Origin of the sequence: Haliea sp. E1-2-M8 (assembly GCF_030649675.1) — a bacterium.
Taxonomy (GTDB): Bacteria; Pseudomonadota; Gammaproteobacteria; order Pseudomonadales; family Halieaceae; genus Haliea.
Window position 1 is genome coordinate 1 of sequence record NZ_JAUTDR010000016.1, and the last position, 13183, is coordinate 13183.

Annotated in this window: 15 protein-coding genes; 9 read left to right on the plus strand and 6 right to left on the minus strand. The window is 61.6% G+C overall.

Features of this window, described 5'->3' with window-relative positions; translation table 11 throughout:
• Positions 1 to 694: 694 nt before the first annotated feature.
• The 3 genes from Q6D67_RS14000 (at position 695) to Q6D67_RS21830 (ending at position 1965) form a co-directional block, all read left to right on the plus strand.
• Positions 695 to 1084, plus strand: coding sequence for a hypothetical protein (locus Q6D67_RS14000; protein ID WP_304706282.1), 390 nt, complete (start codon positions 695 to 697; stop codon positions 1082 to 1084).
• Between the two features lie 147 nt (positions 1085 to 1231).
• Entirely contained in the window at positions 1232 to 1480 is a 249-nt protein-coding gene (locus Q6D67_RS14005) for a hypothetical protein (RefSeq protein ID WP_304706283.1), read from the plus strand.
• 362 nt (positions 1481 to 1842) lie between these two features.
• Positions 1843 to 1965: an addiction module protein gene (locus tag Q6D67_RS21830; RefSeq protein ID WP_370551968.1), complete on the plus strand. Its 123-nt coding sequence runs from the start codon at positions 1843 to 1845 to the stop codon at positions 1963 to 1965.
• A gap of 102 nt (positions 1966 to 2067) precedes the next feature.
• Here the strand turns inward: Q6D67_RS21830 and Q6D67_RS14010 are convergent, their stop codons facing one another.
• Genes Q6D67_RS14010 through Q6D67_RS14020 form a run of 3 tightly spaced genes read right to left on the minus strand, consistent with a single transcriptional unit; the run spans position 2068 to position 5368 of the window.
• Positions 2068 to 3678, minus strand: a complete 1611-nt coding sequence (locus Q6D67_RS14010) for a diguanylate cyclase domain-containing protein (RefSeq protein ID WP_304706284.1) — start codon at positions 3676 to 3678, stop codon at positions 2068 to 2070.
• Complete coding sequence (locus tag Q6D67_RS14015; RefSeq protein WP_304706285.1) at positions 3675 to 4121, minus strand: hypothetical protein; 447 nt, start codon at positions 4119 to 4121, stop codon at positions 3675 to 3677. Before Q6D67_RS14015 ends, Q6D67_RS14010 begins: the two co-directional genes overlap by 4 nt.
• Positions 4118 to 5368: a hypothetical protein gene (locus Q6D67_RS14020; RefSeq protein ID WP_304706286.1), complete on the minus strand. Its 1251-nt coding sequence runs from the start codon at positions 5366 to 5368 to the stop codon at positions 4118 to 4120. Before Q6D67_RS14020 ends, Q6D67_RS14015 begins: the two co-directional genes overlap by 4 nt.
• 208 nt (positions 5369 to 5576) lie before the next feature.
• Between Q6D67_RS14020 and Q6D67_RS14025 the strand changes: the two genes are divergently transcribed.
• Complete coding sequence (locus tag Q6D67_RS14025; RefSeq protein ID WP_304706287.1) at positions 5577 to 6002, plus strand: Hsp20/alpha crystallin family protein; 426 nt, start codon at positions 5577 to 5579, stop codon at positions 6000 to 6002.
• 18 nt (positions 6003 to 6020) lie between these two features.
• Here the strand turns inward: Q6D67_RS14025 and Q6D67_RS14030 are convergent, their stop codons facing one another.
• On the minus strand, positions 6021 to 6956 hold the full coding sequence (locus Q6D67_RS14030) for a ChaN family lipoprotein (RefSeq protein ID WP_304706288.1): 936 nt from the start codon (positions 6954 to 6956) through the stop codon (positions 6021 to 6023).
• A 136-nt stretch (positions 6957 to 7092) separates the two neighbouring features.
• Between Q6D67_RS14030 and Q6D67_RS14035 the strand changes: the two genes are divergently transcribed.
• The 4 genes from Q6D67_RS14035 (at position 7093) to Q6D67_RS14050 (ending at position 11824) form a co-directional block, all read left to right on the plus strand.
• Complete coding sequence (locus Q6D67_RS14035; RefSeq protein WP_304706289.1) at positions 7093 to 8451, plus strand: cytochrome P450; 1359 nt, start codon at positions 7093 to 7095, stop codon at positions 8449 to 8451.
• A gap of 152 nt (positions 8452 to 8603) precedes the next feature.
• The gene (locus Q6D67_RS14040; protein WP_304706290.1) at positions 8604 to 10502 is read left to right on the plus strand and encodes a transglycosylase SLT domain-containing protein; all 1899 of its coding nucleotides are present in this window, start codon (positions 8604 to 8606) and stop codon (positions 10500 to 10502) included.
• Between the two features lie 13 nt (positions 10503 to 10515).
• Positions 10516 to 11202, plus strand: coding sequence for a TIGR04283 family arsenosugar biosynthesis glycosyltransferase (locus tag Q6D67_RS14045; protein ID WP_304706291.1), 687 nt, complete (start codon positions 10516 to 10518; stop codon positions 11200 to 11202).
• A complete protein-coding gene (locus Q6D67_RS14050; protein WP_304706292.1) occupies positions 11186 to 11824 on the plus strand; it encodes a TIGR04282 family arsenosugar biosynthesis glycosyltransferase in 639 nt (212 codons plus the stop codon). Before Q6D67_RS14045 ends, Q6D67_RS14050 begins: the two co-directional genes overlap by 17 nt.
• On the opposite strand, the gene Q6D67_RS14055 is transcribed toward Q6D67_RS14050, so the two are convergent.
• A complete protein-coding gene (locus Q6D67_RS14055) occupies positions 11814 to 12209 on the minus strand; it encodes a hypothetical protein (RefSeq protein WP_304706293.1) in 396 nt (131 codons plus the stop codon). The two genes, Q6D67_RS14050 and Q6D67_RS14055, sit on opposite strands and share 11 nt — an antisense overlap.
• 276 nt (positions 12210 to 12485) lie before the next feature.
• A complete protein-coding gene (locus Q6D67_RS14060) occupies positions 12486 to 12851 on the minus strand; it encodes a translation initiation factor Sui1 (RefSeq protein WP_304706294.1) in 366 nt (121 codons plus the stop codon).
• 99 nt (positions 12852 to 12950) lie between these two features.
• Between Q6D67_RS14060 and Q6D67_RS14065 the strand changes: the two genes are divergently transcribed.
• On the plus strand, positions 12951 to 13175 hold the full coding sequence (locus tag Q6D67_RS14065; protein ID WP_304706295.1) for a SlyX family protein: 225 nt from the start codon (positions 12951 to 12953) through the stop codon (positions 13173 to 13175).
• Positions 13176 to 13183: the final 8 nt, after the last annotated feature.

The window sequence follows — 13183 nt, forward strand, 5'->3', positions numbered from 1 at the left end:
ACCTTGGCGGCCTTCAGCTGTATCCGGCCGGAATCCGTCAATGATTACCCACCATGATTGGGGAAGAGCCACTTCACTAAACGGGATATACACTATGCAAGCTGGGCAGCGAAGCATGGTGAATCGCCTAAAGCACGCCTGTTACTGCTGATGTTCGCAATCGCGTGGATATTGTTGTACCCAGTGTCTCTGATCCGTTAGCGGGACGAAACACTTTGGTACAACTATCGCGCCCAGCTTAAAAATATGGCTCTTCAGGAAAATATTTGGGTAAAACACAGCCCGATGCGGGCTGAGATTGTGCTAAAAACGGGTTAATAGAAAAGGTGCATCCTGCCCGCCAACTCTGTAATGATGTAAGTGCGGCCAAATAATTTGGAGGTAGGGGAAGGGGGCAAGGGAGCGGGATCATATCTGAGGAAACAGTTAAGTGGGGTGTATATGATTGCGAATGCAGTGCTGATCGTAGGAGGTACAGATTTGTTGATCCTGGGCGCAACTACAATGACCTCAGAGGAGTTCAAACGACGCTCTATCCTCCCAGGCAAACATCGGCCCCGTTCACCATAAACTTAGGAAGTCGTTTCCATTGATGTCGCTATGAAACTTTTATTGAAGCGTTCATAAATAATTATCCAACTGTGCCGGATCATTTACGTCCACCAGACGGGGGCTGAATTCAGTGCGTTCACTCATGAGCAGGCCGCTATTATTCTGGTCTAACTATGCATTGGTATTGGTAGTGTTGACTGCTTTCGCTCTCTTTGGCGGCTACGGCAGATTTGGTCATTATGTATTAAGTTGGTCGATATGGTCAGATTTGTATCAGGACGTAGGAACAGTTGTCTCGCTATTCGTCATTCCGTTGGTGGCAATGCTCGGTTTAAATGTCATGGGGATACAATTTTCGTCAGACTTCGGTAATTATGTATATTCTGGGTCTGGAGCTGCCTTCACCTGTTGGATGCTTGTGAGCAGCGCAGAGAATCCGTTTGAGGAATCAGTTTACCTGATGTCTATAGGATTATTGTCACTTGTCGCCGCCCTGCAGATATTAGGGCACATGGCCTTCTACGCAGTTTGAAAGTGACGACTGGTATATTGATCGGTCTGGTGAGGGTCGTCCAGTGAAAATATTTTATGGAAAGAATGCTCGCGTTCTTTGGAATGCTGATGGAGAGATTACTTCGATAAACCCACTGGAGCGTGCGGGCGTTAGAGGTAACCTGGAATGAAATCACTTGAGATGGGTGGAGCTGAATTTGAAGAATTAATTTCTCTTCTTTCTAGAGATGTAAAACTTGCTGAAAAGGTTAGGGCAGCTTCGAGGAAAGAGTCTCATAGAGTGTACTTGTCATTAAGTGAAAGCTGCTCTGAGAAGGTCGTAGATTTTTTGACGGAGGAACTTGCATTGGTTGGTTTTGACAAAGATTACAACCTGGGTCCTGCTGGGGGTACGACATTGCTATATAAAACATAGCCAGTCAGGACGGCAGGCCAATGAGGAACTGCATTCCCTGCAGCCCCACACCGCAGTGATTGCGCAACGTCTGCAATCCATACCGCCTCGTTTCCGCAAAGTGGTGCCAGTGGCACCGGTCGGCACAGTGGCATACGATCGGGTCTGTCTATTCACCTCTTATTGAGCGCTTCCACCAAGGAAATGGAAAATGGAGTTGGCGAGGATTCAGGTACTTCGATCAGAGAACCCGATCTCAGGGAGGCCGGAGGCCTTATATCTTGGCGCCTCTGTTCCCGGTGCCATATTTAACCGGAAAGCGTCTCCGCGGAGCCGTCACTGGGTGCCATGGACAGGTCCCACCCAAGGAGTATGATTCAACAATGGATACAAATCTCACGAAACTACCCGTCGAAGAGCGTATTCGGATTGTCGAAGATTTATGGGACAGTATTGCCCGAGATCGGAAGACTTTGCCGCTGACAGCAGATCAGAAGGCGGAATAGAAGATGCAGAGTCTTGGTATGAATCGCAGAGGTCCGGGGCAGCAGCGCACATAACAAGACAAGTATTCCTGGGTGTGCTTATTGCGCAGTGATCCGGCGGGCTTAGCTGGTCGCCCGGCGCCAGGTATTGCGCCCTGCGGCCTTGGCTTCATACATGGCCGCGTCCGCGCGCTTCACCAGAGCTGCAGCCTCCTCTTCATCGCGATTGTGCACCGCGATGCCGATGCTGACGCCTACCTTGCCCCTGGCGCCATCGGCCAGGCGCAGCGGGTGGTTCAGGCTGGCAATGATCTTGTCGGCAATGGCTTCCAGCGCCCGGTCGTCTGTGCTGCCATCCAGAATGATCGCAAACTCATCTCCGCCGAGTCTCGCCAGGCAGTCGCTACTGCGCAAAAGTCGCTGCAGGCGTTCCGCCACCTGGATCAGGGCCTGGTCTCCGGCCTGGTGGCCATGGGTGTCGTTGAGTTCCTTGAAATGGTCCAGATCCAGCATCATCAGGGCGATGTCACTGTCGGTGCGGCGCCGGCCGGATTCGAACATGGCGGCCAGCCTGCGGTCAAAGGCCAGGCGGTTGCCGATGCCGGTGAGGCTGTCGGTCGTCGCGTTCTTCTCAGCATCCTCTTGCGCAAGCTTGTGCTCGGTAATGTCGTTGGCGATTCCCTGAACCTCATCGTCGCTAACCGGGTTCACTAGCACCTGGTACCAGCGTTTGCCGGTCGGCAGATCGACCTCCAGTTCGGCACTCTGGGTTCGGCCACTGCTGATGACAGCGTCTACAAGTTCCCGCATTGCCTCACCTGAGTCGCCGAGCAGGCGGTAAAGGGAGCCGAACTGACCGCTGGCCTCGGCAGTCGAATCCAACGCCAGCGTGCGCGCAAAAGCCAGATTGAATGACTTTAGCGCGCCGTTTGGGTGTGCCAGGAAAATGGGCGAACCGGCGTTGTCGAAGATCGCCCTGAAGCGGGCCTCTTCCCGTTCCCGCTGCAGGCGCAGATCACGCTCCGTCGCCACCAGCGCCACCATACGGTCGATAATGCGGTTGACGTCACCCACCAGTGTGCCTATTTCGTTGCTCTCGTGATGCCGCGGTATCGCTATATGCTCGCCACCGGTGACGTCAACGCGGTGCAGGCGTCGGGAAATGGTCTGTATCGGCCGGGTTACCTGCCGATAGAGCACCACCAGCAGGGTGGCCCCTGTAACCACCAGAAAAATCAGGAAGAACAGGATCGCCGGGCGTATGCGATTGATGACCTGCAGTTCCAACTGCCCCAGATCCGGCGTCAACTCCACGCTGCCGATGGTTTCCTCAGGCGTAAACGGTGAGTTGATTGCCCGGAGCACGGCCCCGGCGGCCTTGACCTGCCCCGGAACCGCCGGCGCGCTTCCGGCGATCACCTGGCCCTGGTCGTCGCGCATGATCACTGCCAGTACGCTGCTGTTCTGCTCCAGCCCGGCCACCACCTCGGCGGCCAACTGGCTGTCCTGCAGGAACATGGCAACCTCCGCTGTGCGTTCCACAGTGTTGATCAGGCCCTGAATGGCGCTGGACTGGCGGTCGCGTTCGTTCTCAGCCAGCAACAGGATACCGACGCACAGGAACACGAGGCCAAGGCCGACAAGCACCGCGAGGATCAGGGCGGCGCTGCGCAGGGTCAGGCGCATCTGCGGTACCCCCGGCGCCCGGGCTTTTTTCTCGTTGTTATTGTTCACGGGCTGAAAGCATAGACCACTGCGACCCGTGCATCGAGCACCGACCGTTCCACATACCCGATAAGCCCCGGGTTCTGGCTGACCAGTTCGAGCACCTCCGCGGAATCGGCGATTTGTTGCGGTGGCGAGCCCCGGCCGGAGAACACCAGGCGCGCCCAGTAGGAATTGATTTCCGGCAGGGTCTTGTCGACCAGCCCGCGATAGAATTCTTCGCGACAGCATTGGCTGTCCACCGGTACGACGGCCCCGCCGCCGGGCAGCCGGAAGTGTCGCCCCATGAAGATGTTGACGATGGCCTGCCGGTCGAGTCTGGGCGGGGCGCTGTCGGGGTGCATGATGACCACCAGCTCGGCCCTGGCGCTGGCGCCCAGCAGGCACACGAACAGGCACAGCCAGGGGCCTGGTGAGGCCGCCCGGTGCCTGCGGTGAGCTACCCGGCTCAAAGGATGAAATCCAGGGTCAGGCTGATGACGGTGGCGTCGCCATTCCAGCCCGGACGACTCTGGCGCAGCAGGGCGCCCTCCGGGATGGGGGCATCGACCCGGTCGAGCTGCAGGGTCAGTGCAGCCTTGTTGGCGAAGTCGTAGCGGGCTCCCAGCTGCCAGCTGCGCTGCTCGTAAAGCGCGCTGCGAAAAATGAATTCCACCGGTTCAGGAAGCTCAAAGCCATAATTCCGGCGGGAGGATTCGCTGTCGGCAGTAACGTAGCCGATGAAGGGCGTGACAGCGCCGAACCGATAGCCGGCCAGAGCGTACGCCGAGTAGCCGTCAGCCAGGCCACGGCTCTCGGCCCGGCGCCGGTTGTAATGCAGCTCGGTTTGCAGGGCGCCCCTGTTCCAGGCCAGCGAGGTGCTCCAGTTGCGAATCCAGGTATTCTCGAGGGCGAGGTCGCCCGCCAGCCTGTCTGCCTCCGCTGTGCCCAGCGCCGAGAGCCCCGCCAGCAGCGGCACCAGGGCGGAGTTCTCCTGCTGCAAGCGGATGGAGGATATGCCGCTGCGCAGCCGCAGTTCCCCCCACTGCTGCTGCAGGTAGCCGCCCACCACCCTGGAATCGTCCAGCGAGTAACGCTGCTGCTCGCGGTCGACAATCTTTTCACCGGCGACGCCCGCGTAGGCCTTGGCGGTCAGTATTCCTCCAGCAAGGCTGGTGTTGAGGGTGAAATCGGCGCCCTCAATCCAGGTCAGTTCCAGCAAGCCGTAGTGCTCGATCGGACGGCGCGCCGGCAGGTAGCTGAACCCGACGTTGCGGGTGTCTGAATCCAGATAGCTGTCGACACCGATGCGCCCGAGCCGGAGGCTGCCGAGGGGGCTGGGGGAATAGCCGACGTAGGCCCAGCTGACGGTTGGAGTGGCCTTCTCGCGATAGTCGTACTTGCTTATGGCCTGCAACACCAGCTCCCACTGCGGCGAGGGCCGGTATTTGAGCTGGGCGCCCAGTATTGTGTCGGGCAACAGGCTGAAGCCGTCGCGGGCGCCGTCGGGTTGCGACAGGTTGCGTACGAATTCCACATCCCGGCTGGCGTTGTAGGCAATGCCCAGGGTGCCAAAAGCGGCCCCAGACACGTGGTCCGAAAGCGGCCTGTCGGAGGTTTCGCCCGCTACTGCCATTGGAGCGCAGAAGAGCACTGCTGCCGCCAGCCCTAACATCCCCGATTTGAGCTGGATCTCTTGGGACCCTGCCTGCAATTTCACATCAAGTTCCTTTTGCGGTGTTTCGCCGGCCGCGCCTCTGTCGGGCCCTCACCGGTGGCCGGAGCATTGCATAAAAGCCGCCAGGTAGCGAGTGGCAACCCGCAGGGAGAGCGTTCATCTCGCGCCTGCCGCGGCCTTGAAATTGCCCGGAAATACTCTATACATAGTTGTGTTCCAGAGTTAACCGCAAATTCAATGGAGGTGTCTGATGTCCCTGATTCAACGCAACAATCCGTTTGATCTGGACCGGTTCTTTGATAATTTTCTCGCGCCGGCCGCCAGCGACAATGAAATGGGGTCGTTCTTCGCCCCCAGGGTAGACGTCCGCGACAAGGACGACCACTACGAGATAACCGCCGAACTGCCGGGCGTGGACAAGAAGGACATTCAGGTTCACGTCAAGGACGGGGTGCTGACCCTGGAGGCGGAGTCAAGCCAGAACCAGCAGGAGGAGAAGGACGGGAGGGTGATCCGTCAGGAGCGGCGCTATGGCCGCTACCTCAGGAGCTTCGATCTCGGTGGCGATGTCAAAGACGAGGACGTCAATGCCTCGTTCAAGGATGGCGTGTTGACGCTGACCGCGCCGAAGGTGAAACAGGAAGAGCCTCAGCCCCGACGCATTGAGATCCAGTAACGGCTCTGCGCCGCCAGGCTAGGGTATACCGGCGCAGGGGTCGCCCCGATCCTGGGCGGCGGTGAATAGGGTGAAGTCAGTCCATGTCGGGCGCGCGGTAGCGTAGGCCCCGGGCTCCCGCCGATCGGCGGCGAGTTCGGTCAGGGTGATAGAGACGATTTTTGCCTCCGGGCGCAGTTGTTGCAGAAATAGCGGCACTCCCCAGTCCCGGCGGGCATGCCCATTGCCGGTGATGACCACGGCGCGTTTGTCGCTGGTTGCAAGGCGCCAGGCCATATGGGCGTCGCGGGCGATCTGCACATCCACCATCGCAGCCATGTGCTCAGACGGTATACGGCCGCAGTGGGAGTCCGCCATCAGCGCCTGCATCTCAAGCCGCTGCTCGGGGCTGAACAGGGCGTCGGGCTGCAGTTGTTCGATGACGTCGGAGCGGAGTGCCGCGTCGATGCCGCCGCTGAACACGGCGCGCACGGTGGCGGCGGGGAACATCAGGTCCAGGGGGCGCCAGCCACGGGCCAGGACTGCTGCGAACACCGGTTCGTAAAGAGCCCAGTCCGGCCAGCCTGACTGCTCCCAGTCCAGCGCTGTGTCCAGCCCCGAGGTCCCGTCCGGTGCGGACTGCAGCCACGCCTCAAGGGCAGTTGCCTGTTCGGTGTGTATCTGCTCAAAGCCCGCCACCGCAGGATCCGGCCAGGCCAGTGAGGCGATGATCTGTGCCTGCAGCTTATGGTGCGCCGGGTTGTCGTGGTTTTCGCCGAGGAGAACATAGTCGGCGTTGGCCAGCGCGTGCCGCAGCTCATCCATACCGATAAAGCCCTGTGCTGCGGTGGACCAGATCTGGTCCAGCAGAGGGTGGGCCGCAGGTTCCGCTGCCGTCCGCTGTCGGGTATCGACGCAGCCTGCAAGCAGGTAGCTCAGCAGCAGCCAGGTGATGGGGTGGCGCAGTACGGTCATGAGAATCCGGTCCGGGTGGCAACTCTCCCATTGTAACCAATCCTCTCTGTCTGCCAGGCGTGCGCTCCAGGCCGACCAGCTAGGCAGAAGTCGCTGCGATGTGCCAGAATGGGGTCAAGCTAACAGGTATTAGTTTATGGCCACACACACTGCTTACACCCTCGCCCCCGACTGCGGGGACCTGGCGCATCTGCCCGGGGAATTCGGCTGGCCCCTGCTGGGAATTACGCCCGAACTGCTGCGCGACCAGCTGGGCCTGGCGCGACGCTTCTATCGCCAGTACGGCCCGGTGTCCCGGATCCAGATGGCGCGCCAGCGCGGGGTGCTGGCGCTGGGCCCGGACCTCGCCCAGACCATTCTGCTCGACAAGGAGCAGAATTTCTCCGCCAAGATGGGCTACCAGTGGTCTCTGACCCCCTACTTTGGGGAGCACTACCTGCTCGGCAACGACTTTGACGAGCACAAGTTCCAGCGTCGGATCATGCAGACCGGGTTCAAGACCGCCGCCATGCGCGGCTATGTGGAGCTGATGAACCCGATTCTGGAGCAGGGTATAGAGCATTGGGATCAGCTGCCGGACTTCCGGTTTTTCCCGCAGATCAAGGAATTGCTGCTGGCGATGGCGCTGAAGGTGTTCTACGGCGTGGAGGGCGGCAGCGCGGTGGCGGGGGAGCTTTCGCGGGCATTCATCGACATCACCGAGGGCATGCTGGGCCTGTTTCATGTCGACCTGCCCGGATTCCGCTTTCGCCGCGGCCAGCGTGGCCGGCACCTGATCGAGGCCTACCTGTCCAGCCTGCTGCCCGCGGCCCGGGAGGAGGAGCGCAGGGACATGCTCGCCTACATGGCCAAGGAAACCCGCCCGGACGGCGAACTGTTCTCGGATCAGGAGCTGGTGGACCACGCCAACTTCCTGCTGTTTGCCGCCCACGACACGACCACCAGCACCCTGACCCACATGATGTACTACCTGGCGCGCTACCCCGAGTGGCAGCAGCGCATCCGCGAAGAGGGCAGGGCGGTCAACCTGGCAGGCCCGCTGGACTACGACGACCTGCCGGCGCTGCCTCTGCTGGAAGCGGCGTTCTTCGAATCCCAGCGCCTGCATCCCTCGGTCGGTGTCATGGTCCGGCGGACCATCCGCGACTGCAAGCTCGGTGAGGTCGACGTCCTCGCCAATACCCAGGTTTTCCAGTTTCCCATGTTCACCAACCGCATGCAGGAGTACTGGCGCGACCCGGACAGCTTCGATCCCGACCGCTTCCTGCCGCCACGGCAGGAGCAGAAGGGCCACCCCTTCGCCTTCATGCCGTTCGGCGGCGGTGCACACAAGTGTATCGGCATGCACTTCGGCAATATGCAGGCGCGACTGTTCAGCCACCTGTTTCTGCAGCGCTATGAAATCAGCCTGCCGCCGGGGCACAAGGCCAGCTTCCAGACTGTGCCCCTGCCAAAACTCCGGGACGACCTGCCCCTGCGTCTGCGCCGGCTATAGCAGCGGTTTCTTGCATTTGACAGGGGCTGAGCTTGCAAATTGCGATGCGGGGTATCACCCTTGCAGCCTGTGAATGGCCGCCGCCTGCCGCGTCGGTCGCCCCTGGGTCACAGTCGGTGAGGTACGCCCCATTGCGGTATCGGGTAGTCTGTTTGGTCCTGTCGTTTCATGCTCTTTTCCCGGCCTTCCCGCTGCAGGCAGCGGACCTGCCCCTGGCGCGCGAGGGCTATAGCGACGCGGTCCGCGCCATCAGTCGTGGGCAGTGGACGGAGTACCAGCGGCTGCGTCCGGGGCTGGAGGAATACCCGTTGGCCATGTATCTCGACTACTACGAACTCAGCCGCAAAACCCGGCAGGTGCGCCCGGGAGATGCCAATCTGTTCCTGCAGCGCAGCGAGGGCTCGCCGCTGCCCAACCGCTTTCTAGCAGGCTACCTGTCCCAGGCGGGCCGGGATGGCCGTTGGCGGGACTTTCTCGCGGTAATGGCCGACGAGCCCAACAGCATTGACCTCAAGTGCTACTACTTTCGCGCCCGCCTGGCCGAGGGCGACCCGCTGGTAGCCTGGGAGGGCGCCGAGCGCCTGTGGGTGCACGGCGAGTCCCGCCCCAAAGCCTGTGATCCATTGTTTGCTGCCTGGCAGAAGGCCGGCCAGCTGAGTGATGACATCGTCTGGGCGCGCCTGCTCAAGGCCTTTGAAGCGCGCCAGCGCTCGCTGATGAGCTACGTTGCCCGCAAGGGCAGTGACAGTCTGCGTCCCTGGTCAGAACGCCTGCTCGAGGTTTACCGCAGCCCGGACCGCATGCGCAGTCTGGTCCCGGTAACGAATGATCCCCGCACCGCCGATATCGTCGCCTACGGTACCGCCTACTTCGCGCGCTACAAGCCGGTGCCGGCCCTGCAGCAGTGGTTGCAGTACAAGGGCCAGATGCAGTTCAGCGAGCCGCAGCTGGCGCTGGCGGAGGGCGCTCTGGCGCTGCGCAGCCTGTTTGCCAAGTCCCCGGAAAACCTGCCCTGGGTGGAGGAAGCGCTGGCCCGCCTCGGCGATGACAGTCTGGTGGAAATTCGCCTGCGCTGGGCCCTGCAGGAGCAGGAGTGGGCAGCAGTGGCAGCGAACCTGCAGAAGCTGTCGCCGAGCGCCCGTGGGGATGCGGGCTGGCGCTACTGGCAGGCGGTGGTGCACCAGCGGGCAGGCGAGCGAGAGCTGGCGGAAGCCCTGCTGCGGGGTGTGTCCCAGGAGCGCGACTACTACGGCTTCCTGGCGGCGGAACGGCTGGGGCTGCCGCCCACCTTCAATCACCGGGTAACGGCTCTGGCGCCCGGGCGGACGGAGCCTCTGCGGCAGCTTCCGGTGGTGCGCCGCATCGAGGAGCTGTACCACCACAAGGAGGAGAACCTGGCACACTCCGAGTGGTACCAGGTTTTGCAAAGAACCTCGCCGCAGGAGCAGCAGGAGCTGGCGACGCTGGCCTCCACGCTGGGCTGGCACCGCATGGCCATCGATGCGGCCAACAAGGCCGAGGCCTGGGATGCCCTGAGCCTGCGCTTTCCCACGCCCTACCAGGACACCTTCAGCCGTCACGCCAGTACGCGTCAGGTTGCGGTTACCGAACTGATGGCCATCGCCCGCCGCGAGAGCGCGTTCTACGCCGGTGCCCGTTCGCCGGTGGGAGCCCGCGGCCTGATGCAAGTGATGCCGGCCACGGGCAAGCAGGTGGCGACGCAGATCAAGGCCAACCACTCTGACCAGGCTCTGTATGACGTCGAACACAACGTGTTGCTGGGCAGCGCCTATTACCGGCAGCTATTGGATCGCTACGGCGATAACCGGGTCCTGGCGATGGCGGCTTACAATGCCGGCCCGCACCGGGTGGATCGCTGGCGCAACAAACCGGAAGAGACAGTACCGGTGGACGTCTGGATCGAAACCATCCCGTTTCGCGAGACCCGTAACTACGTCAAGGCGGTGCTCGCCTACAACCTGGTGTTCAAGTATCTGCTGGGACAGGAGGGCACGCTGCTCACCGAGCAGGAACGCAGGTTGACCTACTGAGCATGCGCCAACGGTGAGCGGGCCCAGCCTGAGTTTTGTCATCCCGGTACTCAACGAGGCGGGGCGTATCGTCGAGTTGCTGGCAATGCTGCAACGGGATTTCCCCGGTGCCCAGCGCATTGTGGTCGACGGCGGCAGCAGGGATGCCACAGTGGCTGCGGCCATGCCGGGAGCTACCCAGCTGTTGTTGGGGGAGGCGGGCCGGGCGGCGCAGATGAATCTCGGCGCTCGCGCTGCCAGCGGGGATTATCTGCTGTTTCTGCACGCGGACAGCCGGCCGCGGTTTACCACCGCTGCCCTGTCCCGGGTGCTGGCAGTAGCGCCTGAATGGGGTTTTTTTCCACTGCGCCTGGACAGCCGCAAAGCGGTATTCCGGCTGCTCGAACGCGCGATCAGCTTACGCTCGCGCTACAGCGGTATTGGCACCGGTGACCAGATGTTGTTTCTGCGCCGGGATCTGTTCCTGGCCTGCGGCGGCTTCGCCCCGATTCCCCTGATGGAAGACGTGGAACTCTGCAAGCGCCTGCGGCGAACGGCCGCGCCCCTGGTGCCGGACCTGGCGGTGGAAACCTCCAGTCGCCGCTGGGAGCAGCGGGGCGTGCTGCGCACCGTGCTGCAGATGTGGGGCCTGCGCCTTGCCTATGCCCTGGGTGTGGCCCCGGAACGGCTGCGGCGGATTTACTATGGCCCCCGTGGCTGAGCGCGTCATTCTGCAGCAGTTTGCCAAGGTCCCCGAGCCAGGCCGGGTGAAGACCCGCATGCTGGTGCAACTCTCGGCCGAGGATGCCTGCGCCCTGCATGAGGAACTGGTGCGCTGGACCTGCGAGACCCTGCACGAATCCGCGCTCGGTACGGTAGAGCTGTGGGTGGCGGGCGATGCCGGTCACCCGCTGCTCCGCGACTGCGCGTCCCTGGGGCAGCTTACCCTGCGGCGCCAGTCCGGGGCCGATCTGGGGGAGCGTATGCGCCTGGCGCTCAATGACGGCCTCGCCCGCGCCGATCGCGTACTGCTGGTGGGCAGCGACTGTCCGGCGTTGACCGGTTCCTATCTGCAGAAGGCGCTGGCGGCGCTGGATGACGCGGACCTGGTGCTGGGCCCCGCCCTGGATGGCGGCTATGTCTTGATCGGGGCGAGAAAGCCCGTGGATGCGGTTTTTGTCGATGTTGGCTGGGGCAGTTCCCGGGTGCTGACCGAAACCCGGGAGCGGGCGCGGGCGGCGGCAATCACGGTGACAGAGCTGCAACCGCTGCGAGATATAGACCGTCCCGAAGACCTGCCGCACTGGCAGGCCCTGCGACAGCGCGGCCGGGTCAGGCGGTAGCGGTGGCGACTGCTTCCCGTGCCGGGGTGTCGATGTCCGCGCGCGAGCGTTGGTACAGCAGCCAGGCTATGGCGGTGCAGTAGCTCAGGTTGGTCTGCAACTCGCTGTCCGGGTCGCTGAGGAATGCGCGCTGGCTGGCAAGACCTCGCACCCGGCTGGCCATCTCGGGCTTGAAGGCCAGATAGCGATCCCAGATGTCCCGGTGCTGTGCGGTGGTGATGTGGAACAGGCCGAGGCCGGTGTTGCGGGCCGAAAACAGTCCCAGTTCAGGTGCACAGACCGCTGACTGCAGCAGGAAATCCTCGCTGGCAGGGGTCCAGACACCCAGATAATTGAGGGTCGGCCGGATGACCTGTTCCCTCAGATGCTCCGCGGTGACATACATAGGCGGTTTCTCCTGATGATCCGCGCGGCGGGGTTTTTCTTGTCTGCACCCGGTTACGGCTTCCGGTGCCGGCAGTTCCCTCACTCACAAAACAGTTTTAGCATAGGAAATAAATAAAGCCAATTAAAATAACAGCTTGCAGCGTACTATTTACTAAATATCTGGAAAGTGGCTGTAACTGGGATTATTTGAGGTGCGATCGAATACATTGGCGCGGAGTAAAGGTAGCTAAAAACAGCGAATGAGCGGACATTTGGGTCTAAAATCTATAAAAAACTAGCCGCCGGCAATTTTCACCCGATAACCCTGGCGCTCCAGCTCTGGCTGCAATATCTGCCGCTGGTCGCCCTGGATTTCGATTTCTTCGCCCTTTACGGAGCCGCCGACGCCGCATTTTTGTTTCAGCACCTTGGCCAGCGCTTTCAATTCGGCGGGCGCCAGCGGCAGGCCCCGAACGATGGTGACCGCCTTGCCGCCGCGGCCCTTGGTTTCCCGGTACAGGCGCACAACGCCGTCGCCGGTCGCCGCCGGACGTGCGTTGCCGCAGACGCAGGCCGCCTCCGGTCGCTGGCACTGGGGGCAGAGGCGGCCGCCGTCAGTGGAGTAAACCAGGCGGGTGTTTGTGCGGTCACTTTTGGCCATGACGGTTCCAGAGGATTGAGCGATGCCGCGGAGTATATTAGCCTCCGCGCTGCATTTGAATCGCATGCCAGCCCCGGCCCCTGAAGAAGACAGCCCCGGATGAAGAAAAAAGAACTGCAAAACCTGCTCGAGGAACTGCAGAGTCAGGTGGCGTTCCAGGACGATGCGCTGCATGCACTGCAGTCAGCGCTGGCAAACCAGCAACAGGATCTGCTGACCCTGCAGCGCCAGCTCACACTGCTCAAGCAGCGCCAGGACGAGCAGGCGCAGCAAGCGGAAGAGGGGGCAACAACGCCCTCCCAGGAAGCACCACCCCACTATTGAGGCAAAAA